18 protein-coding genes and 1 pseudogene are annotated in these 22,451 nt (G+C 69.5%); 11 read left to right on the top strand and 8 right to left on the bottom strand.

The window, feature by feature from the left end:
• Window positions 1–12: 12 nt before the first annotated feature.
• From pyrE to clpB, 7 genes are all read right to left on the bottom strand, one after another.
• A complete protein-coding gene (gene pyrE / locus G4H71_RS13880; RefSeq protein WP_072739395.1) occupies window positions 13–546 on the bottom strand; it encodes an orotate phosphoribosyltransferase in 534 nt (177 codons plus the stop codon).
• Between the two features lie 11 nt (window positions 547–557).
• Complete coding sequence (locus tag G4H71_RS13875; protein ID WP_072739397.1) at window positions 558–1,412, bottom strand: TtfA family protein; 855 nt, start codon at window positions 1,410–1,412, stop codon at window positions 558–560.
• Window positions 1,413–1,432: 20 nt separating this feature from the next.
• Window positions 1,433–2,509: an ABC transporter ATP-binding protein gene (locus G4H71_RS13870; protein ID WP_072739398.1), complete on the bottom strand. Its 1,077-nt coding sequence runs from the start codon at window positions 2,507–2,509 to the stop codon at window positions 1,433–1,435.
• Window positions 2,506–4,068, bottom strand: a complete 1,563-nt coding sequence (locus G4H71_RS13865; RefSeq protein ID WP_083343245.1) for an ABC transporter permease — start codon at window positions 4,066–4,068, stop codon at window positions 2,506–2,508. The genes G4H71_RS13870 and G4H71_RS13865 overlap by 4 nt, the downstream gene beginning before the upstream one ends.
• Window positions 4,065–5,120: an iron ABC transporter substrate-binding protein gene (locus tag G4H71_RS13860; protein ID WP_072739400.1), complete on the bottom strand. Its 1,056-nt coding sequence runs from the start codon at window positions 5,118–5,120 to the stop codon at window positions 4,065–4,067. Before G4H71_RS13860 ends, G4H71_RS13865 begins: the two co-directional genes overlap by 4 nt.
• Window positions 5,121–5,258: 138 nt before the next feature.
• Window positions 5,259–6,101 (bottom strand): hypothetical protein, encoded by an 843-nt coding sequence (locus G4H71_RS13855; protein WP_072739402.1) that lies wholly within the window; start codon window positions 6,099–6,101, stop codon window positions 5,259–5,261.
• A gap of 126 nt (window positions 6,102–6,227) precedes the next feature.
• The gene (gene clpB, locus G4H71_RS13850; protein WP_072739404.1) at window positions 6,228–8,780 is read right to left on the bottom strand and encodes an ATP-dependent chaperone ClpB; all 2,553 of its coding nucleotides are present in this window, start codon (window positions 8,778–8,780) and stop codon (window positions 6,228–6,230) included.
• Between the two features lie 492 nt (window positions 8,781–9,272).
• On the opposite strand from clpB, the gene G4H71_RS13845 reads away from it, so the two are divergent.
• The 11 genes and pseudogenes from G4H71_RS13845 to G4H71_RS13795 form a co-directional block, all read left to right on the top strand.
• A complete protein-coding gene (locus G4H71_RS13845; RefSeq protein ID WP_072739405.1) occupies window positions 9,273–9,545 on the top strand; it encodes a hypothetical protein in 273 nt (90 codons plus the stop codon).
• Entirely contained in the window at window positions 9,542–10,528 is a 987-nt protein-coding gene (locus G4H71_RS13840) for an ABC transporter ATP-binding protein (RefSeq protein WP_083343246.1), read from the top strand. Before G4H71_RS13845 ends, G4H71_RS13840 begins: the two co-directional genes overlap by 4 nt.
• The gene (locus G4H71_RS13835) at window positions 10,525–11,343 is read left to right on the top strand and encodes an ABC transporter permease (RefSeq protein ID WP_072739407.1); all 819 of its coding nucleotides are present in this window, start codon (window positions 10,525–10,527) and stop codon (window positions 11,341–11,343) included. The genes G4H71_RS13840 and G4H71_RS13835 overlap by 4 nt, the downstream gene beginning before the upstream one ends.
• Window positions 11,340–12,482, top strand: a complete 1,143-nt coding sequence (locus G4H71_RS13830; protein ID WP_246442147.1) for a sensor histidine kinase — start codon at window positions 11,340–11,342, stop codon at window positions 12,480–12,482. Before G4H71_RS13835 ends, G4H71_RS13830 begins: the two co-directional genes overlap by 4 nt.
• Window positions 12,479–13,099, top strand: a complete 621-nt coding sequence (locus G4H71_RS13825; RefSeq protein WP_072739408.1) for a response regulator transcription factor — start codon at window positions 12,479–12,481, stop codon at window positions 13,097–13,099. The genes G4H71_RS13830 and G4H71_RS13825 overlap by 4 nt, the downstream gene beginning before the upstream one ends.
• A gap of 125 nt (window positions 13,100–13,224) precedes the next feature.
• On the top strand, window positions 13,225–15,579 hold the full coding sequence (locus G4H71_RS13820; RefSeq protein WP_083343248.1) for an esterase-like activity of phytase family protein: 2,355 nt from the start codon (window positions 13,225–13,227) through the stop codon (window positions 15,577–15,579).
• Between the two features lie 220 nt (window positions 15,580–15,799).
• Window positions 15,800–16,954, top strand: a complete 1,155-nt coding sequence (locus tag G4H71_RS13815) for a globin domain-containing protein (RefSeq protein WP_083343255.1) — start codon at window positions 15,800–15,802, stop codon at window positions 16,952–16,954.
• 88 nt (window positions 16,955–17,042) lie between these two features.
• Entirely contained in the window at window positions 17,043–17,786 is a 744-nt protein-coding gene (locus tag G4H71_RS13810; RefSeq protein ID WP_072739412.1) for an FAD-binding oxidoreductase, read from the top strand.
• A gap of 218 nt (window positions 17,787–18,004) precedes the next feature.
• Window positions 18,005–19,198, top strand: a complete 1,194-nt coding sequence (locus tag G4H71_RS13805) for a globin domain-containing protein (RefSeq protein ID WP_072739414.1) — start codon at window positions 18,005–18,007, stop codon at window positions 19,196–19,198.
• Window positions 19,189–19,935, top strand: a complete 747-nt coding sequence (locus G4H71_RS13800) for a DivIVA domain-containing protein (protein ID WP_072739416.1) — start codon at window positions 19,189–19,191, stop codon at window positions 19,933–19,935. Before G4H71_RS13805 ends, G4H71_RS13800 begins: the two co-directional genes overlap by 10 nt.
• Before the next feature lie 30 nt (window positions 19,936–19,965).
• Window positions 19,966–20,766, top strand: a pseudogene (locus G4H71_RS13795) (globin domain-containing protein); the annotation flags it as partial.
• Window positions 20,767–20,789: 23 nt separating this feature from the next.
• On the opposite strand, the gene G4H71_RS13790 reads toward G4H71_RS13795, so the two are convergent.
• Window positions 20,790–22,379 carry an AMP-binding protein gene (locus tag G4H71_RS13790; protein WP_072739419.1) on the bottom strand — a complete coding sequence of 530 codons (1,590 nt, stop codon included), beginning with the start codon at window positions 22,377–22,379 and terminating at the stop codon, window positions 20,790–20,792.
• Window positions 22,380–22,451 lie beyond the last annotated feature (72 nt).

Raw genomic sequence — 22,451 nt, 5'->3', positions numbered from 1 at the left:
GACCGCCCGCGCTCAGCTCAGGCCGAGATCGGCCAGACCCAGCAGGGAACGGTATTCGACACCCTCCGCGGCGATGACCTCGTCCGCACCGGTGGCGCGATCCACCACCGTCGCCACGCCGACGACGGTCGCGCCGGCCTCGCGCAGCGCCCGCACCGCAGTGAGCGGCGAGATGCCGGTGGTGGTGGTGTCCTCGACGACGAGAACCCGCTTGCCGTCGACGTCGGGACCTTCCACCTGCCGCTGCATCCCGTGGGCCTTCGCGGCCTTGCGGACCACGAACGCGTCGATCGGACGCCCGGGGGCGTGCATGACGGCCAATGCGACCGGGTCCGCTCCCATCGTCAGCCCGCCCACCGCGTCGAACTCCCAGTCGGCGACCAGCTCGCGCAGCAGCGACCCGATCAACGGGCCGGCCCGATGATGCAGCGTGGCGCGGCGCAGGTCCACGTAGTAGTCGGCTTCCTTGCCCGACGACAGCGTCACCTTGCCGTGCACCACGGCCAACTCGCGCACCAGCCCGGCCAAGTCCTCACGATCGCTCATGGTCGATCAGCCTACCGACCGTCGTCAGCGGGCCTTCGTCGCTCCCGGATCGGTCCGGACGGACGATCCCCTGCCGGTGGCGGCACCGGCCTGGCCGGTCGGTCGGAGCGTTGCGGCAACCCCGGACGGCGTTCGCCGCCGTCCCGCAGTGCGGCGGCCCGCTCGGCGGGTGCTCGGCGGGCGGGCGCGACGCGACGCGGCTCGCCCGGCTCCGGATCGCCCGGGCGGCCCGGGTCGTGACGGACGTCGCGCATGCCCTTCGGTTCGATCACCGGGGGCAGCACGTGCAGGATCCCGGAGAGCCGGGCCACGGTCTCGATGGCCGCGTCCCAATCACGGCCGCTGCTGCCGAGCGGCAGGGACCCCAGCGTCCACTCGCCCTCGCTCCACAGCATCCCCACCACCGGCGGGATCGACTCCGTGAACGCCACCATGCGCTGGTCGCATGCGCGGCGGGCGATCTCGAGGTCCGTGGCGAAGACCACTCGCGGACCGATCGCACCGAGCAACTCGAGGTCGGAGTCCTTGGGCGGCGGGGTGGTCTTGAGCCGCAGGTCGATGTCGACGTCGGAACCGACCTCGCGCTCGACGGCGACGATCGTCGCGGTGTCCTCGAGGTCGAACAGGATGAACTTCTCCCCACGACGCTCACCGGTGACGACGTCGAGGGCGCCGAGGTACTCGTGCTTGGCCATCGCGGCCCGGTGGAACTGCGAGGGCAGCCGCGGATCCGCTCCCGAATAGCTGTAGCCCTGGGCCTTCGCCCAGATCTCGCGGACCCGGCCGGACTGGTCGCGCCGGGACCTGTCGAAGTACAGCAGCGCGCCCGCACCCGCGAGCATGATCAAGGCGAGAAGGAACCACATGGCTGTCATCGGGGGCCAGCCTATCCAGACCCGCTGCTCGAAGCCAGGTGCGCCGGGAAGAACACGACCGCGCCGACCACGTCGACGTCCACGGCGGCACCCGGCTCGAACACCACCCCGTCGGCGACCTGCACCGTGAGCTCGGTGTCCGCACGCCGCACCGTGACGATGGTGGACGGACCACCGAAGCTGGACCGGACCACCTCGAAGTCACCTGTCGCGGCCACGGTGAGCCGGATCTGTTCGGGCCGGATCAGCACCGAGCCCGCCCCGTCGCCGTTCCCGGTGACCGGCACCACGCCCACGGCCGTCTGCGCCCGCTCACCGCTGCGGTGCGCGTCGAGCAGCGATCCCTCTCCGATGAACCGGCCCACCGCCACGCTCGTCGGCCGGTGATAGAGCTCCTCCGGCGTGCCCTCCTGGCGGATGCCGCCGTCGAGGATCACCGCCACCCGGTCGGCGGTCCCGAGCGCCTCCTTGCGATCGTGCGTGACCAGCACCGAGCCGACACCCTGATCGCGGAGCAACCGCGCGACGTCCGCACCCACCCCGGCGCGCAAGCCCGCGTCCAGCGACGCGAACGGCTCGTCCATGAGCATCACCCCCGGCCCCGGCGCCAACGCGCGCGCCAGCGCCACCCGCTGCTGCTGGCCTCCGGACAACTCCTGTGGCCGCGCGTCGCCGAGCCCGTCGAGGCCCACCAGCTCGAGCAGGTCCGCGATGCGGCGGCGTCGGGCGGCACGCTCCGATCCGCGCAGCACACTCCACGGTCCGGACAGCCCGAACCCGATGTTGTTGCCGACGCTCAGGTGCGGGAACAGGGCGTTGTCCTGGGGCATCAGTCCGATACCGCGACGCTCGGGCGCCACGTGCACGTGCGGGGCGGACGCGGCGAGGGCGCGGTCACCGAGCCGGATGGTGCCGGCGTCGATCCGGTGCAGTCCCGCGATACTGCGCAGCAGCGTGGTCTTACCACCCCCGGACGGGCCGAGTACCGCCAGCATCTCTCCCGGCGGCACTCGTACCGACACGTCGTGTAGGACGGGGTCGCCGCCGTACGAGGCGGAGACGGCCTCGAGGGACAGGACCTCACTCATGCGTTCACCCTTCCCGAGGACGGCGGGCGCGCCGCCGTCTTCCCGAATGCCAGCCGGCCCAGGACCAGGGTGGGAATCACCGAGACCAGGATCAGGACCAGCGCGTAGGGCGCTGCCTCGCCGTACTTGAAAACCTGCGCTGTGGACCACAACTCGGTGGCGAGTGTGTCGACTCCGCGTGGCCGGAGCATGAGAGTGGCCGGAAGTTCCTTGGCGACCGTGAGGAACACCAGCGCAGTGCCGGCCGCGATTCCCGGCGCGGCGAGCGGAATGGTGACCCTCAGGTCGGTGCGGATCCGGCCGCTACCGAGCGTGCGCGAGACGTCCCCCAACGACGACGCCTGGGATTCGATGGCGGTTCGGCTGGACCCGACGGCCAACGGCAGGAACAGCACGACATAGGCGAGCACCAGCAGCACGGTGGTCTGATAGAACACCGGCACGGCACGGATGCCGAAGAACACGACCGCCAGGCCGACAGTGATACCCGGCAGACCGTGCGCGACGTAGACGGCGATCTCGGTGGCGCGGCTCATCGTCGACCGGGAACCGGCCGCGAACAGTGCCACCGGGAAGGCCGCGATCGCGATGACGAGCGCGGCGACCGTCGACAGTTGCAGCGTCGCGACGGTCGTGGCGAGCACCTCGCCCCAGTCGACGTGCAGCCGCAGCGAGTTCACCATCCACCGGGTCAGGCCCAGCACCGGGACACCGACCGAGACCACGAGAACGGCGCCGACCCCGGCGAGGGCGGGGAACTTCCAGTGCCCCAACCGATACGGTTCGGCATCTCGGGCGGCACCGGTACCGAGACGTGCCGTCGCCCCGCGGCGGAAGCGCCGTTCCAGCAACGTGCACGCCAGCGCCAGCAGCACCAGGACCACGCCGAGGATCGCGGCGGCGGTGCGGTCGAAGGCGCCGCGGTAGGCGTTGTAGATACCGAAGGTGAACGCCTCGTAGCGCATCAACGCGACGGCCCCGAAATCGCTGAGGGTGTAGAGGGCCGCGAGCAATGCGCCCGCCGTCGCCGCCGGCACGACCCGTCGTAGCTCCACGGTGAGTACGGTCCGTATCGGACCGCGGCCGAGGGTGCGCGCCACCTCCGCCGGTCCGGGATCCATCGAGGACAAAGCCGCGGCGACCGGCAGCATCACCAGCGGTGTGCAGGCCACACTGAGCACCAGCAGCGCTCCGGGAAGCCCGGCCAGACCGGGGAACTCGGCGATCCACACGTATCCGGCCACATACGACGGGATGGCCAGCGGCGCGGTGAGCGCGGCCGCCAGCAACCGGCGCCCCGGCAGGTCGGTGCGGACGGTCAGCCACGCGAGCGCGGTGCCCGCCACCAGGCAGATCCCGGCGACACCGACGGTGAGTACGACGGTGTTGATCGTCAGATCGAGGGTGCGCTGCCGCCACAGCAGCGCCATCGCCTTGTCCACTCCGCCGTCGAGAGCGCGAATCACCAGGTACGCCAGAGGCACCAGGGTCAGCGCGGCGATCACGAAAGCGGCCGCCCCGAGTACGGGACGGCCGCCGACGCCGGAGCGAGAGGTCATACGATCCCGAGCTCGGCGAGCAAGGCCTGGGTCTGCTCGAGCGAGGAGAGCTGGCCGAGATCGATGTCGGGGCCACCGAGTTCACCGATCGGGCGCAGATCGAACTGCGACGTCACCCCCGCGATCACCGGGTACTCGGCGGTCTCGTCGGCGAAGTAGGTCTGCGCGTCCACCGACAGCAGCGCCCGCACGAACTCCTGGGCCTCGGCCTGGTTGTCCGACGAGGCGAGCACGCCGACACCCGCGACGTTCACCAGGTTGCCGATGTCACCGGGGGCGAAGTAGTGCAGCTGGATCGGGGCGTCCGCGCCACGCTCCTCGACGAACGGGTACCAGTAGTAGTGGTTGGTGAGCCCGGTCGCGACATCGCCGTTGTTGACGGCTTCCATCAGCGCGCCGTTACCCTCGAACGCCACCGGATCGTTGGCGAGGAATCCCTCGAGCCACTCGCGGGCACCGTCGTCCCCGCGCTCGACGCGCAGCGCGGTGACGAACGCCTGGAACGAGGCGTTGGTCGGTGCGTAGCCGACCTGGCCACTCCACTGCGGATCCAGGAGCCCGTCGATGCTGTCCGGCAGATCCGCCTCGGCGACCTCGTCCTGGTTGTACGCGAGCACGCGGGCCCGAGCCGACGTCGCCACCCAGGTGCCGTCCTCGGCGCGGTACTCCGGCGGGACCAGCTCGAGGATGTCGTCGGGCAGGGGCGCCAGCGCACCGGCTGCTTCGAGCGCGCCGAGGGCACCGGCGTCCTGGCCGAGGAACACGTCGGCCGGGGACCGATCCCCCTCCTCGAGAATCTTCGCCGCCTGCGCGTTGGTGTTGCCCGAGTAGTCGACCTCGACGTCGAAGTCCAGATCGGCGGAGAGCTGCTCGATCAGGGGATCGATCAGGCCTTCGTCACGCCCCGAGTACACGACCAGGGTGGACGACTGGGCCTCGGCGGTGGTCGTTCCGTCCGCGGAGTCGTCTTGATCATCGGACCCACAGGCCACCAGGCCGGCGGCCAGCGCGGTCGCCGACACGGCGACCGCGAGTTTGCGCACAGTGAACATGAGTTCTCCTAAAGGACGAATCGGACACTGCGCGTCACACTAGCTACTGAGGACAGGCTTCGTATACCCCGGGGGTAGTTGTCCGGGACTGTTCTCCGGGAAATACCGGTGGACCGAACTCCTCGCCGCCGATTTCGGTCAGCCGGCGAGGATCATGTCGGCAGTCATGCGTCCACCCTCGACCGGGCTGCCCTGCACGATCAGTGTGGAGCCGGGCGAGAGGTCTGCCACCTCCTGCGCTCCGAACCCGATCACCTGCGTCTGCGCCGTCGTCTCGATGGTGAGCTGAGAACCTCCGGTCGTGTCGATGACCAGGGTCGACCCGTCGTTGCTCGTGAGGGTGCCCACCGCCGCACCGAGATCGCCCAGAGCCTCGCCGAGCCCGCCGGGCAGTGGGGCGAACGGCGATTCGCCGGGGGCCGTCGGGGCCGGCTCGTCGGTGGTCGCGGGGGGCGGAGTCGTGGTCGGCGCCGGTGGGCGGGTCGTGAGCGTCGGAAGCGCGGGCGCTGCCGTCTCGTCCGAGCCGCCACCGGAGCCCAGGAGAATTCCACCGCCGACCACGAGCAGGCCGACGACGGCGAGTCCCGCGACCACCAGCGGCCAGCGGCGGGGACCGTCCGGTTCCTGATCCTCCGGTGGCGGATAACCACCGTCGGGCGGATACCCGCCGGGCGGCGGATAGCCCGCAGCCGGATAGCCCGCAGCCGGATAGCCCGCGTAGCCGGGATGCTGGCCGCCCTGCACCGGGTAGGCCTGGGTCGGGTTCGGCGGCGGGGCATACGGATCGAATCGTGGATCGTACGGCGGGAGCTGCTGCGTCGGCTGGTAACCCTGGCCGTACGCGGCATTCGGGTCCGTCGTGTGGAACTGCTCGGTGACCTGCTCGCCGTACTGCTCGGTGGGCTGCTCGCCGTACTGCTGGATGGGCTGCTCGGTGGGCTGCTCGCCTTCCGGCCTGTTCCTGTTCTCCGGATCGCTCACGACGCCTCCTCGAGTCGGTGATCGTCGCCAGGGTAGTCGCCGTTCATGAGAAAGGTCTGTGACGAGGTGGAGCCGACCACCTCGTCACAGACCTGTTCACCTGCGGACCTGTTCGACGCGGGAAAGTCACCCGAGGACGAGGGTGTCCCCGTCCGCGGAGACGTTGACCGGCACCGTGTCCCCGTCCTTGACGTCGCCGGCGAGCAGCAGCTTCGCGAGCTGGTCACCGATCGCCTGCTGGATGAGTCGGCGCAACGGCCGCGCACCGTACTGCGGGTCGTAGCCGCGTACCGCCAGCCAGAGCCGCGCCGCACTCGACACGTCGAGCGTCAGCCGGCGTGCCGCGAGCCGCTTCTGCAACTGCGCGAGCTGGATGTCGACGATCGACTCGAGCTGCTCCTCCGACAGCGGTTCGAAGACGACGACGTCGTCGAGCCGGTTGATGAACTCCGGCTTGAACGCCACGCGCACCGCCGCCATCACCTGCTCCTTGTCGCCGCCGGCACCGAGGTTCGAGGTGAGGATCAGGATCGTGTTCCTGAAGTCCACCGTGCGCCCCTGTCCGTCAGTGAGCCGGCCGTCGTCGAGCACCTGGAGCAGCGTGTCGAAGACGTCCGGGTGGGCCTTCTCGACCTCGTCGAACAGCACCACCGAGTACGGGCGGCGCCGGACGGCCTCGGTGAGTTGTCCACCGGACTCGTAGCCGACGTAACCGGGAGGGGCACCGACGAGCCGCGCCACCGAGTGCTTCTCGCTGTACTCGGACATGTCGATCCGCACCATCGCACGCTCGTCGTCGAACAGGAAGTCCGCCAACGCCTTCGCGAGCTCGGTCTTGCCCACACCGGTGGGGCCGAGGAACAGGAACGATCCGGTGGGTCGGTTCGGGTCGGCGACACCGGCCCGTGCCCGGCGCACCGCGTCGGACACGGCGAGTACGGCCTGGTCCTGGCCGACGACCCGCTTGCCCAGCTCGGTCTCCATCCGCAGCAGCTTGGCGGTCTCGCCCTCCATCATGCGGCCGGCCGGGATACCGGTCCACGCGGCAACCACGTCCGCGACGTCGTCGGGGCCGACCTCCTCCTTGAGCATGACGTCCCCGTCGGAGGCGGCGCCGGACGCAGCGGCGGCCGCGTCGAGTTCCTTCTCCAACTCGGGAATCCGGCCGTACCGCAGTTCGGCGGCCTTGCCCAGATCGCCGTCCCGCTCGGCCCGCTCGGACTCGCCGCGCAGGTTCTCGAGCTGCTCCTTGAGCGTGCGCACCGAGTCGATGGCCTGCTTCTCGTTCTGCCACCGAGTGGTCAACTGGGCCAGCTTCTCCCGGTCGTCGGCGAGTTCCTGACGCAGCTTGACGAGTCGCTCCTGGGAGGCGGCGTCGGTCTCCTTCTCCAGTGCCACCTCTTCGATCTCGAGCCGGCGGACGATCCGCTCCACCTCGTCGATCTCCACCGGCCGCGAGTCGATCTCCATGCGCAGCCGGGACGCCGCCTCGTCGACCAAGTCGATGGCCTTGTCCGGCAGGAACCGTGACGTGATGTAGCGATCCGACAGGGCCGCGGCGGCCACCAGCGCGGAGTCGGTGATCCGCACCCCGTGGTGCACCTCGTACCGCTCCTTGAGGCCGCGCAGGATGCCGACGGTGTCCTCCACCGACGGCTCCCCGACGAGCACCTGCTGGAAGCGCCGTTCCAGGGCGGCGTCCTTCTCGATGTACTTGCGGTACTCCTCGAGCGTGGTCGCGCCGACCAGTCGCAGCTCACCGCGGGCCAGCATCGGCTTGATCATGTTGCCCGCGTCCATCGCAGACTCGCCGGTGGCACCGGCGCCGACGATGGTGTGCAGCTCGTCGATGAAGGTGATGACCTGCCCGGCCGAATTCTTGATGTCGTCGAGGACGGCCTTGAGCCGCTCCTCGAACTCGCCCCGGTACTTCGCGCCCGCGACCATCGAACCGAGGTCGAGGGAGATGACGGACTTTCCGCGCAACGACTCCGGCACGTCACCGGCGACGATGCGCTGGGCGAGACCTTCGACGATGGCGGTCTTGCCGACGCCGGGTTCACCGATGAGCACCGGGTTGTTCTTGGTGCGCCGGGACAGCACCTGCACGACGCGTCGGATCTCCGTGTCGCGGCCGATGACCGGATCCAGCTTGCCGTCGCGGGCACGAGCGGTGAGGTCCGTCGAGTACTTCTCGAGCGCCTGGTAGCTGCCCTCCGGATCCGCACTGGTGACCCGGGCACTGCCGCGCACGGTGGTGAACGCGTCCCGCAGTGCCTGCGGGGTCGCGCCGTGGCCCTTCAGTAACTCGGCGACGTCGGAGGTTCCTTCGGCGAGGCCGACCATGAGGTGCTCGGTGGAGACGTACTCGTCGTCCATCTCGGTGGCGAGGTGCTGCGCGGATGTCAGAGCGGCCAAGGCCTCGCGCCCCAATTGCGGCGTGGTGGTCGCACCGGACGCCTTCGGCAACCGGTCGACCAGAGCCCTGGCCTCGGTGAGTACCGCCGCGGGATCGACGCCGACCGCCTTGAGCAGCGGCGACGCGATGCCGTCTGCCTGGTCGATCAGCGCCACCAACAGGTGGGCGGGACGGATGTCGGGGTTGCCCGCCTGCGATGCGGACTGCAACGCAGCCGTCATCGCAGCCTGGGTCTTGGTCGTCGGAGTGAACGAATCCACTGGTCACCTCTCTGGCGCGATATACATCTGTGCGCGCGGCGAGTCCGGGTCGGACCCGACCGCGCGGTCTTGTCATATCACTCAACGCACGAAAGGTTGAGTCTGTTCCGCTCAACTCTACATCGGTCGAAATTTTCTGTACCCACCCTGAACCACCGTCGCACGGGCCGTCGGCAGCGGACGATTCCGATCCGCACACCGCCTCGGTATCCGCGCGCCGAATAGGGCCCGATTGCGCGCGCGGATCCAGAAGAGCTGTGCGGCTGACGGGCGCAACGACTAGCTCGCCAGCGCCGAGACCGATCGGACAAAGAGCGAGTGAACGCCGTCGCCGTCGAGACGAGATAGGTCACCATGTAGGCGAGAAGCCCGGCGCCATCCCGAACGCGGCGTCCGACATGACTTTTGTCATCCCCGAACCATGAAATCCCACGCGACTTCGATGATCGCGCGCACTACTCGTGCACGCCCGCGACCGCGAGGCTGGACACCATGAACAACGCATCCACTCGTCCCCGGGTCCACCGTGAGGCCGGCCTGCGGGAGGCCGGTCTCCACGATCTGCTCATGGACGCCTTCCGCGTCGGCCCCGCACCGACCCGGTCGCGCGAAGCCTTCGTCGTCGTCCTCACTCTGGTCCTCGTCGGCCTGATCGTCGCTCTCCTGCAGCCGGAGCCGGTGGTCGCCGCCATCGGCGGCACCGCGATCGCCGCCTACCTCGTGATCCGCTGGATCGTCGGAACCCGGAAGTGGGGGCAGCGATGAACGCCGTCATCACCGCACGTGGCCTGCGCCGGATCTACGGCCACGGCAAGGACGCCTTCGAGGCGGTCAAGGGCATCGACCTCGACGTCGGTGAGGGCGAGGTGTTCGCCCTGCTCGGCACCAACGGTGCGGGGAAGACCTCGACGCTCGACCTGCTGGAAGGCCTCGCCGCCCCCGACTCCGGCGACATCGAGATCTTCGGCCTCGACCCGCGGCGCGACCGCAAGAAGGTCCGGCCACAGGTCGGCATCATGCTGCAGTCCGGCGGCCTGCCCGCCGACCTGACGGTCAGCGAGACGCTCGAGATGTGGCGTGGCACCTGCACCAACCCGACGACCGCCGACGACGTCCTCACGCGCGTCGATCTCACCGACCGCGCCCACGTCCGGGTCGGCTCGCTGTCCGGAGGCGAGCAGCGGAGGGTCGACCTCGCGTGCGCGCTGCTCGGTCAGCCGCGGTTGCTGTTCCTCGACGAGCCCACCACGGGACTCGACCCGGAGAGCCGGCGTGGAACCTGGCAACTGCTGGCCGATCTCAAGGCATCAGGCGTCACGATGGTCCTCACGACGCACTACCTGGACGAGGCGGAAGCCCTTGCCGACCGGATCGCGATCATGCACAAGGGCGAGATCGCCCGGCACGGCACGCTGCGCGAGATCGTCGACGAGCATCCGGCGACGATCGCATTCGAGCACCCCGGGCTGCGTCTGCCGACGCTGGACGGCGCGCAGGTCGACGCACGATCCCGCGTCACCGTCGCCACCCACACGCTGCAAGACCACCTGCTCGCCCTGCTCGACTGGGCGCGTGAGCACCGCGTGACCCTCACCGGGCTCGAGGCCAGGGCCGCGTCCCTCGAATCGGTGTTCCTCGACATCGCCGGCTCCCCCGACGGCGCCGGTTCCTCCGGCATCGGGGATACGCCGGGCACCGAGACCGCCGACACCACGACCACCGCCACCCCGATCGGAGCCGCACGATGACCACCGCACTCGCCTCCCCCTCGGTCGGCTACGGCCGGCGGCCGCTCTCCGCGCTCGCCAAGGCCGAGTATCTCCAGTTCCGCCGCAACAAGACTCTCGTGTTCATGGGAACCGTGTTCCCCGTGGGGATCCCGCTGTTCACCTACTTCGTCGGTCGCGACGGCGGCGCACCGACACCGGCACTGACCGCGACCACCATCGAACTGTTCGTCCTCTTCGCGCTGCTGTTCGTCCAGTACTACTCGGTGCTGTCGATGGTCACCACGCGCCGCAGCGAGGGGGTGTTGAAGCGGCTGCGCACCGGCGAGGCGTCGGACTGGCAGATCCTGACCGCCCCCGCCGTACCGGGCTCGGTACTCACCCTCGCGGGTGCCGTCGCCGTCGCGGGAATCGTGTACGGCACGGGTGCGCCGGCCCCCGTCAATCCGGTTGCGACGCTGCTCGCACTCGCGGGCGGGCTCGTCGTCTTCTCGCTGCTCGCCCTCGCGACCAGTGGAGTGACGAAGAATGCGGAGGCCGCGCAGATCACCTCGATTCCCGTGATGACGGTCGCGATGGTGGGGCTGGCCTCGCTCCGGGGCATCCTGCCCGATCGGCTGGCGACGGTCGCCGACTGGACCCCCTTCGCGGCGATCTCCGATCTCGTCTGGCTCGGTGCCGCGGGAACACCGGCGACCACCGACACGTCCGCCACGGCGCTGGATTTCGCGGGTACCTTCGCCGAGTTCGGTCGGCCGCTTGCGACACTGGCACTATGGACCGTCCTGGCACTGGCTCTCGTCTACAAGACCTTCCGCTGGGACGACCGCGGGTGAGGCACTGGTCCACGTGGTGGCGTGAGCTCTCGGGTCCGGCGAAGTTCCGGCACTACACGCGGGTCACGCTCCACGTGGGCATCGTCTCGGTGGTAGCGGTGATGTCGATCGCCGGAGGCTCGGTGTGGCAGGCGATCACTCTCGTCGGCGCCGGGCTCGCGGCCATCGGTGCCGTGGAGGCCCAGCCGGCACTCTCCGCGTGGCCGAACGCGACCTACCGGCGGTGGGCGCTGCCCGCGGCCGCGACGGCACTGGCAGCCATCTGGCTGGCGTGTGCCGTCGTGACCCGCACCTCGACGGCGGAGACGGTCGCCGACGAGGCACGGGTCACCGGCATCCTCGTGACGTTGCTGGCGGCACTCACCGTCATCGCCTTCACTCCACACAAGTGGTCGGTCCTTCTCGGAGTCGGCGTGGCCACCGGGCTCGCGTTCGGCGCCTCCCCGGTGGCGGCCCTCCAGACCGCGGCGGCCGTCGTGGCCGTGGGCGCCCTCCTCGTCGGCACGACGCTGCTCACCCTGTGGAGCCTTCGGATCATCGACGACCTCGAACACGCGAAGGAGGTCGAGGCCGAACTCCAGGTCGCCGAGGAGCGCCTGCGTTTCGCGCGCGACCTACACGACGTCGTCGGCCGGGGCTTCTCGGCGATCGCGGTCAAGAGCGAACTGGCGGCCACCCTCTCGCGGTCCGGGGCGGCCGATCGCGCCGCCGCCGAGATGGACGAGGTCAAGGCACTGGCCGTCGAGTCGATGGGTGAGATGCGCACTCTGGTGCGCGGTTACCGCGACATCGGTCTCGAACGTGAAGTGGCCGGTGCCCGCTCGCTGCTGTCGGCCGCAGGTTGCCGACTCGACGTCGAAGGAGACCCGGCCGCGGTGCCCACGCGGTTCCACGAGGTCGCCGCCTGGGTCGTCCGCGAGGGCACCACGAACATCGTCCGGCACTCGTCCGCGACCTCGGCGACACTCACTCTCGGGCTTGCGGGAATGTCACTGCGCAACAACGGCGTCGTGGACGAGCCGGGTGAGGGATCGGGCCTGCGCGGGCTCGCCGACAGGCTCGCGGCTGTCGGCGCCGGGCTCGACACCACCGCGGCGGGCGACGAGTTCGTCCTCGAAGTCCTCTGGGAGGAAGCGTGATCCCTGTTCTGCTCGCGGACGACGAGACACTCATCCGCGCGGCCATGGCGACGATGCTCGACCTCGAGGCCGACATCGACGTCGTCGACCACGTCGGCACCGGCGAGGAGCTCGTCGCCGCCTGGCGGCGCCGGGTGGACGCCGGCGAGCCCGTCGCCGTCGCGGTCATCGATCTGCAGATGCCGGGCATCGACGGAATCGACACCGCCACCGAACTGCTCGCGCTCACACCGACCGCGGGCACGCTGATCGTCACCAGCCACGGCCGCCCCGGCTATCTCAAGCGGGCACTGTCCGCCGGGGTTCGCGGCTTCCTGCCGAAGACGACGTCGGCGGCGACGCTCGCCGAGGTCATCCGCACCGTCCACAAGGGCGGCAGGTACGTGGACCCGGAGCTGGCCGCGGAGGCGATCAGTGCCGGCGATTCGGTACTCACGGCCCGGGAGGCCGACGTCCTCGAGTACGCCGCCGACGGCGCCTCCGTCGAGGAAATCGCGAGGCACGCCCATCTGTCGCCGGGGACCACCCGCAACTATCTCTCGGCGGCGATGGCGAAACTCGGCGTCTCCAACCGCTACGAGGCGGCCCTCGAAGCGCGCAGGCGCGGCTGGATCTAGCCCCACCCGACGCTCCCCGGACATCGTCCGTTCACCGCGAGTCCGCACACCGGACAACCCGTTCCATCACGCTGCCCTCGGCTCCGCCCGGGTTCCCGGGCGGGCGAGAGACGGAGGACGGACACGTGACGAGACGGACAGGCCGGGCGCGACGACGCGCGGGCACGGTAGCGGTGGCGGCAGGGGCCGTTGCCGCGCTCGCGGCAGGATGCGCGAGCAGCGAGCAGGAGTCGGTCGCCTCGTCGAACGACATCACCACCGCGACGGCCGCGCCGATCGAGTGGAACGTGGAGAATCCACAGCGTTACCACCGGCTCGCGACTTACCCGATCTTCGAGAACCGCCCCGAGGGTGAGCCGATCGACACCGAAACGGTCGCGGAGATCTCCTCGGTCACGCCCGACGGCAACACGATGATCTACACCGACGCGACGGCACAGCGGATCGGCTTCCTCGACATTTCCGACCCGTCGACGCCGCGCGGACTCGGCACGCTCTCCCTCACCGAACTCGGCAATGCGGACGATCAGCCCACGTCGGTGATCGTGCACCAGGACTTCGTCCTCGTGGTGGTCGACACCACCGGCGGCGACTTCACCGCGCCGTCGGGGCGAGTAGACGTCGTGCGCATCGCGGACCGCACGCGGGTACACAGCATCGACCTGGGTGGCCAGCCCGACTCGATCGCACTGAGCCCGGACGGCACGTTCGCCGCGGTGGCGATCGAGAACCAGCGCGACGAGGACTTCACCCCCGAGGGCGGCGAGGAGGGGGACCTCCCGCAGCCGCCGACCGGGTTCGTCCAGATCGTCGACCTCACCGGTGAGCCGCAGGCGTGGACCACCCGGCGCGTCGACTTCGACGTCGACCAGGCGCGCGCGGCCGGACTGGACACCCCCGAGGACCTCGAACCCGAGTACGTCGACGTCAACGATCGTGGTGAGATCGCGGTGACCCTCCAGGAGAACAACGGCATCGCCGTGATCGACGGACCCACCGGCGAGGTGACGTCCCTCTTCTCGGCCGGTACCGCGAGCGTCGAGGACATCGACACCGTCGAGGACGGGGTGATCGACCAGACCGGCTCGATCACCGACCTGCCCCGCGAGCCCGATGCGATCGGGTGGATCGGCGACCGGTACCTCGCAACCGCCAACGAGGGCGACTGGAAGGGCGGCACTCGCAACTGGTCCATCTTCGACGCCGCGACCGGGGACCTCGTCTGGGACGGCGGCAACGAGTTCTCCCATCTCGCGGTCCGCACCGGTCTGCACAACGAGGGCCGCGCCGAGGCGAAGGGGCCGGAACCGGAGGGGCTGACGATCACCGAACTCGACGGGCGTCCGGTGGCACTCGTCGGATCCGAGCGCAGTAACTTCGTCGCCGTCTACGACGTCAGCGATCCCACCGACCCGCAGTTCCGGCAGATCCTGCCCGCCACCAACGGCCCCGAGGGCATTCTGGCCATCCCGGAGCGGAACCTGCTGGCGATTTCCTCCGAGGTCGACGATGCCGAGGCCGGCGTCCGCGCCTCGGTGACCCTCTACGGCTGGGGTGAGGAGCATGCGGCAGCCGGGGGCTCCCCGGCCTTCCCGTCACTGGTCTCCGGTGACGTCGACGGACTCCCGGTCGGGTGGGGTGCCCTCGGCGCGCTGTCCGTCGACCCGGAGGATCCCGACCGCCTGTTCACCGCCACCGACGACGCCTACGGCCCGGCCCGCGTCCTCGGCATCGATCTCACACAGACCCCGGCACTGATCGACCGGGAAATCGCGGTCACCGAGGACGGACAGCCGCTGACTCTCGACATCGAAGGGGTCGCGGCCCGCCGGGACGGCGGCTTCTACCTCGCCGTCGAAGGAGCCGAGGGACCGGAGAACGCGCTGCTCCGAGTGGCGGAGGACGGCGCGATCGAGGAACGCATCGGCCTCCCGGACGACATCGGCGCCGCGCTCGGCAGCCAGGGCCTCGAAGGCGTGTCGGTGCAGGGCAGCGGCGACGACGAGACCGTCTGGGTGGTGTTGCAGCGCGAACTGGACACCGACCCGCCGGGTGTCGCGCGCATCGGCCGGTACACGCCCGCCGACGGCGGGTGGCAGTGGTACGGCTACCAGCTCGACCCGACCGACGTCGACGGCGACTGGATCGGACTGTCCGAGATCACGGTGCACGACGGCGCGCTGCTGATCCTCGAACGCGACAAGCTGAACGGCCCCGCCGCCCGGATCAAGGCGATCCACCGGGTGGAGATCCCCACCGAATCGGGCGTGACCGGCGCCGACGAGGAGGTGACGGTCCTTCCGAAGACGCTGTACCGCGACCTGGCGCCGGATCTGCGGGCCACCCGCGGCTGGGTGCAGGAGAAGGCCGAGGGCGTGGCCGTCGCCGGGAACGGGAACCTGTACGTGGTCACCGACAACGACGGGCTCGACGACGCGACCGGCGAGACGGTCTTCCTGGACCTCGGGCCTGCGCAGTAGCCCCTTTCCGGATGCAGTGACACGTCCCGGAGCCGGGACCCCGTCCGGGGCCGTCGCGAGTTCTGCTCGCGGCGGCCCCGCTAGACTTTCTCCGAGTCCGCGAGCGGAACGGTTGGTGAGAGTTCACGAGCGGACGCGGTGAACGACGGCGGTGAGTACAGGGGGCCCGGTGGACACGGAAGGCGGAGTGACCGATCGTGCGGCCGCACGATTGAGCGCGATGGAGATCGCGCAGCTGCGGGCCAGTTTCTCGTCGATCACCCATGGCTCCCACGGGCCGTCCCACCTGGCCCAGCTCTTCTACGCGGCGCTGTTCTCCGAGCACCCGCAGTACCGGGCGCTGTTCCCGATCTCCCTGGAGGAACCGGCTCGCAAGTTCACCCGGGCCCTCGAGTTCGTCGTGGACAATCTCGAGGAGCCGGGCCCGATGACGGAACTGCTGGCCCAGCTCGGCCGGGACCACCGCAAGTACGGCATCACCGCCGGGCACTACGAAGCGGCCGGATCGGCACTGATCGCCGCGGTGCGGTCGGCCCTGAGCCACGTGCTGTGGACGCCCACACTCGACTCGGCGTGGAGCGGGCTCGTCTCCCTGCTCCTCACCACCATGCGCGACGCCGCGGACGCGGACGATCTGCCCGCCGCTTGGACGGCGACCGTGGTCGGTCACGAACGCCGGCTCGACGACCTCGCGATCGTGCGCCTCGAGTCCGACCAGCCGATCCCGTTCCACGCCGGCCAATACCTCAGCGTCCAGATTCCACAGCGTCCCAGGCAGTGGCGCTACCTGTCGGTGGCGATCCCACCGAACCCCTACGGCCAGATCGAGTTCCACGTGCGCCGGGTCTCCGGCGGATGGGTGAGCCCGGCCATCGTGAACGAGACCCGGGTAGGCGACCGCTGGCAGCTCGCCTCCCCGCTCGGTGGGCTCGAGGTGGATCGGGACAACGGGCTCGACGTGCTGATGATCGGGTCGGGAAGCGGGATCGCGCCGCTGCGGGCGCAGGTGATGGAGATGGCGCAGCACGGCAACAACCCGCGGGTGCACATGTTCGTCGGCGGCCGCTACCCGCGCGATCTCTACGACATCGAAGCCCTCTGGGAGCTATCCCTGAGCAATCCGTGGCTCACCGTCGTCCCGGTCTCCGAGGAAGACGAGAACCCCTGGTGGCACACCACTCCCGACCCCGAACCCCCACCCGGGATGCATCGTCGGCTGCACGGGCGGCTGGGCCGCGTCGTCGCCGAGTTCGGTTCCTGGGCGGACCGCCAGGTACAGATCTCCGGGTCTCCCTCGATGATCAAGACCACCGTGTACTCGTTGCGACACGGGGGCACTCCACCGGAACTGATCCAGCACGACCCCCTCGTCTGACACGAATGCCGCCGCACCGGCGTTGTGCGATGTCACCGGGACCGGGCGCTCGAGCTGCGTCGCTCCGTGGCGCCAGTATGATCCCGGCATGGAGCAGACCTGGTCCGCGACCGTCGTCGAACACCACCGGCTGAGGCGCGACCTCGCGGTGATCCGGCTGGTCGGGGACTTCGTACCGTTCCGACCCGGCCAGTACGTGGACGTGTCCGTCCCACAGCATCCGCAATTGCTGCGCCGGCTGTCCCCCGCGCTGCCCCCGTCACGCGACGGCAAGCTCGAGTTCCACGTGCGGACCGTTCCCGGTGGGTGGGTCAGCAGCGGGATCGTGGAGGACACCCGGGTGGGCGACCGCTGGGAGATCCACCCGCCACGCGGAACGATGGCGATCGATCCGGCCGGGCCCGACGTCGTCCTGGTGGCAGGCGGGACCGGGCTCGCACCGTTCCGCTCGATGCTGCTCGACCTCGCCAGGCACGACGATCCACCGAAGGTGTTCCTCTTCATCGGTGGCCGCCATCCGCGTGACCTGTATGCCGCGGACATGCTCTGCCTGCTGCTACGGCATCTGCCCTGGCTCACCGTCGTCCCGGTCGTCGAGTCCCTCGAGGATCCGCACACCCCGGACGAGTGGCACGAACAGTTGCGCGTCGATGTCGGGTTCGGCGACGAGGATCTGGTGCAGGGCACACTCGCCGACGTCGTCACGTCCTACGGCGCGTTCGTCGAGCAACAGGTCCTCGTGTGCGGGTCGGCGGCGATGGTGCGCACCACCCTGGATCGCCTGTACGCGACGGGCACTCCCGCAGAGAACATCCAGTACGACCCGTACTGAGCCGCCACGCTCGCGCTGCGTCACCGACCCGGTGTCCGAGCGACGACCGGGCAACCCGAAATCGGTTCTCCCAACTTGCCATCGGGCACCGATACCGATTAACTCTCGTTCTTACGTCCAGTCGGTTTTCGAGCGGAAGGTTGTGCCATGGCCCGGAGCTTCTCTACGCGCGAGCGTCGTGCGCGTACCGATGCCACCTCCGGGTCGATCCGGCGCCGATGAACATTTCCGCGCTACAGGCGAGTTGGCGCGCCGTCGTCGAGATCGGCGACGACGCGATCCAGCACTTCTACTCCCACCTGTTCCTGGCCCATCCCGAAGTGCGCGACATGTTCCCGGTGTCCATGTCCACCCAGCGGGATCGCTTCTTCGCCGCGCTCGGGCACATCGTCACGAATGTCGAGTCCCTCGGCGACGATCCGTCGTTCGTCCAGCACCTCGGCCGGGACCACCGCCGGTTCGGCGTGGTGGCAGCGCACTACCCCGCCGCAGGTGCCTCACTGCTCGCGACGCTCGAACACTTCCACGGCGACGCCTGGACGCCCGAGCTCGCCGCCGACTGGGGAGCGGCGTACGAGGCCGTCGCCGGGCTGATGGTCGCCGCGGCCGCGGACGCCGAGAAGGACACTCCTCCCTGGTGGGACGCGGACGTCGTGTCCGTCCAGCGCAAGGGACTCGACTTCGTCCTCGTGGAGCTGCAGCCGCGGATCCCGTTCCGCTACCGGCCCGGTCAGTCGATGGCGATCGAGGTCCCGCAGCGCCCGCGGCAGTGGCGCTATGTCAGTCCGGCCGCCGCCCCTCGGCCGGACGGCGTGCTCGAACTGCACATCGAGGTGATTCCCGGAGGCCAGGTCACCGGCGCGATCGCCCGCGACCTCGTGCCGGGTCACAGCGTGAAACTCGGTGCGCCCATCGGTAATCGCCTCACCATCGATCCGGACACGTGCGGCGATCTGCTCCTGATCGCGGGCGGCTCCGGACTGGCGCCGCTACGCGCGGTGATCCAGCAACTCGACCAACGGTGGGGGACGTCCGGGGGCGCCCCCAACGTGCTGCTCTTCCACGGTGCGCGCAATCGTGCCAATTTGTACGACCACGACTATCTGACCCACATGAGCAGCCGGGAGTGGTTCACCTACGTTCCCGTGGTCTCGGAGGATCCGACCTTTGCCGGTCACCGCGGACTGGTCGGCACCGTCGCCGCCGAAATGTACTGGTGGGAAGGCTATACCGCATTGGTGTGCGGCTCGCCCCCGATGGTCGAGCACACGATAGGCGAATTGACCCGTGTCGGCCTCGACCCCGAATCGATCAGCTACGAGGACTTCGCGCCGGCTGCTCCGTCCGATTCGACGCGAACCGCCATACCGTCCGGAACGACGAATTCACTCGAGGTGCATCCGTGGCGATAACACCCGACGACGTACGTACCGTCGTCTTCAAGAGTTCCTCCCTCCTTCGTCACGGATACGACATGGGCGAGGTCGACGACTTCCTCGACGAGGTCGCCCTCGCCATGGACGATCTGATCCGCGCACAACAGCACCAGTCCCCACAGCCGCCTGCGCCCCGCCCGGGACCTGCGCGCAGCGAATCGGTGCCCCCGCAGGAGGCCCCGCCCACACCCGACCAGCACCAGGTCGTCGGCGAACTGCGTGCGCGGGTGCGGGATCTGGAATCCGAACTCGCAGCACGCAAGGCTGCACCTGCACCAGCGCCGCCTCCCGCACCGCAGCCACGCCCCGCCCCCGGCAACGACCTGCTGCAACGGCTCGACGAACTCGAACGCGAGAACGAGCGCCTGCGCAAGGAATCCGAGAAGGACCTCATGGGCATCTCGTCACGCGCGGTCAATCTCCTCAGCCAGGCCCAGCGCACCGCCGATCAGACGATCGCCGACGCCGACAAGTACGCCCGCGACCTCGTCATGAATGCGCGTGCCCAGTTCCAGGAAATTCTCCAGCGGGCGCAGGCGCTGTCGAGGGTCTCCGGCAACGGGCTCGCCTCCGGCGCTTCGGGACCGACGACCACCGAACTCGAATACGTGCGGAGTTGCGCGCAGCTGGCCCAGGCGCAGCTGCACGCGCTGCTGGCGACGCTTCCCCCGGAGGTCTCCACACAATCCCGGCATCCCAGTGCCGAAATGTAAATGTTGCCTTCACCGAATGGAGACTGCCCGATGTTGTCGGTTGAGTCGAAGGAAGTCATCCGCGCCACCCTGCCCGCCGTGGGCGGAGCGATCGGAGACATCACGCCCCTGTTCTACGAGAAGCTGTTCGCCGCTGCCCCGGACCTCGAACGGAACCTGTTCAATCGCGGCAACCAGCAGGGACAGCAGCAGAAGGCTCTCGCCGGGGCGATCGCCACGTTCGCGACCCTCCAGGTCGAGCCGGACCAGGACAAGATCGATGCGACGGTGAGCCGGATCGCGAACAAGCATGCGTCGCTGGGCGTCGCCGCCGAGTCCTACGACGTGGTGCACAAGTACCTCTTCGAGGCGATCGTCGAGGTTCTCGGCGAGGCCGTCACGCCCGAGGTCGCGGCCGCCTGGGACGAGCTGTACTGGTTGTTCGCCCGCACCCTCATCGCAGCGGAGGCGGGTCTCTACGAGGCAGCGGGCGTGTCCGCCGGCGACGTCTGGCGCGGCGCCGTGGTGTCCGCACGCTCCGGCTCCGAGGACCGGGTGTCCTTCACCCTGGCCGCGGCCGATGGCTCTCCGCTCCCGGATTTCCAGCCGGGACAGTACATCTCGGTGGCGGCTCAGCTTCCGGACGGGGCCCGCCAGATCCGCCAGTACCCGCTCGACACGGTGACCACCGACGGAGTCTGGGCGTTCACCGTCCGACGTGTCGCGGACAGCACCCTCGAGGACGGGACACCGTCACTGCGCGGAGAGGTCTCGAACTTCCTGATCGATCACGTGTCCGAGGGCGCCGAGCTGACGGTGTCCCTGCCGTTCGGTGGCCCCGTCACGGCCGACGGGGTCGCCGCGACGGCCTGACGTCAGCCGACCAGTCGACCCTGCGCGCCCGCCCAGTAGCGGGCGCGCAGGGTCTTCTTGTCGAGTTTGCCCAACGGCGTGAGTGGCAGAGTTTCCACGAAATCGACCGACTTCGGTGCGTGCACACTGCCCTTCGCGGCCCGCACCTTCTCCACGAGCTCCTCGGCGGCCACCTGTCCCCCCTCGCGCAGGACCACGCAGGCCTTGACCGCCTCGCCCCACTTCTCGTCCGGCACACCGACGACGGCGACCGAGGCGACCGCCGGGTGTGCGGAGATGACGTCCTCGATCTCCCGGGGGAACACGTTGAACCCGCCGGTGACGATCATGTCCTTCTTGCGATCGACGATGGTCAGGAAGCCGTCGCGATCCCGGCGGGCGACGTCCCCGGTGTGCAGCCAGCCCCCGCGCAGAGCGGCCTCGGTCTCGTCCGGCTTGTTCCAGTACTCGCGCATCACGAGGGGGCCGCGCACACAGATCTCGCCGAGTTCGCCCTGCGGCACCTCGTTCAGGTCGTCGTCGAGCAGCCGGACGTCCAGCCACGGCACCGGTCGGCCGCAGGTGGCCAGGCGGGCCGGGTCGTCCGCGAGATGTTCCTCCCGACGCAGCACGGCGATCGTCATTCCGCATTCGCTCTGCCCGTAGAACTGGAAGAAGACCGGGCCGAACTTCTCGATTCCCTCCCGCAACCGGGCCGGCGACATGGCGGAAGCACCGTAGAAGAGGGTCTCCAGGCTCGACACGTCGCGGGACGCCAGGTCGGGATGGTCCATGAGGAGATAGATCATCGTCGGAACGAGCATGGTCGCGGTGATGCGGTGCTTCTCGATCGCCTCGAGCACGGCTCCCGGCTCGAAGGACGGCAGCACGTAGAGGGAGCCGCCGCGCAGCAGGGTCGGGATGAAGAATGCCGCGCCGGCGTGCGAGAGCGGGGTGCAGATGAGGAATCGAGGCTCGTCCGGCCACTGCCACTCGGCCATCTGGATCTGGTTGAGCGTCGCCCCGGAGCGGTAGGTGAGCACGACGCCCTTCGGCTTTCCGGTGGTTCCACCCGTGTAGACCATGCTGCTGGCGTCGTCGGCCGACACGTCCGGTGACCGCAGCGGCGCCGGGGTGAACGTCGCGGCCAGCGCCAGGACGTCGACACCGACCTCGGACGGACCCAACGACAACACGTTCTTCACCGAGCGGGCGGCCTCTTTCAGCTCGGCCGCCCGGCCCTCGAACGCGGTGGGGTCGAAGATCAACGTCTCGATCCCGGCGTCGTCGAGGATGTAGAGATGGTCGTCGAGCGAGCCCATCGGGTTGAGCGCACTGGCCCGGCAGCCGGTGATCATGGTGGCGCCCATACTGATGAGCACCTCCGGACGGTTCTTCGACAGCATGGCCGTGCTCGACCCGGTGGTGATGCCGAGCGAGGCGAGCGCCTGGGCGAAACAGCTGATCTGGTCGCGCATCTGCCCACCGGTGAGCACCACGTCACCGAGGTACAGGGCGGGCCGGTCGAGGTTGCGTTCGAGCGCGGCGATGAGCAGGTCCGGCGCATATGCGGGCCTGTACAGGTCGTTTCCGGTGACGGAGTCAACGCTCATCTCGATGCCATCCTTCGTGCCTCGCGCGGCGCCGACCGGGCGCCACCCTCGTGTGTTCCAGGTCACCGACAC

Origin of the sequence: Rhodococcus triatomae (genome assembly GCF_014217785.1) — a bacterium.
GTDB lineage: Bacteria > Actinomycetota > Actinomycetes > Mycobacteriales > Mycobacteriaceae > Rhodococcus_F > Rhodococcus_F triatomae.
Note: the sequence above shows the minus strand (reverse complement) of the source record. Positions and strands in the feature narration are given on the sequence as shown.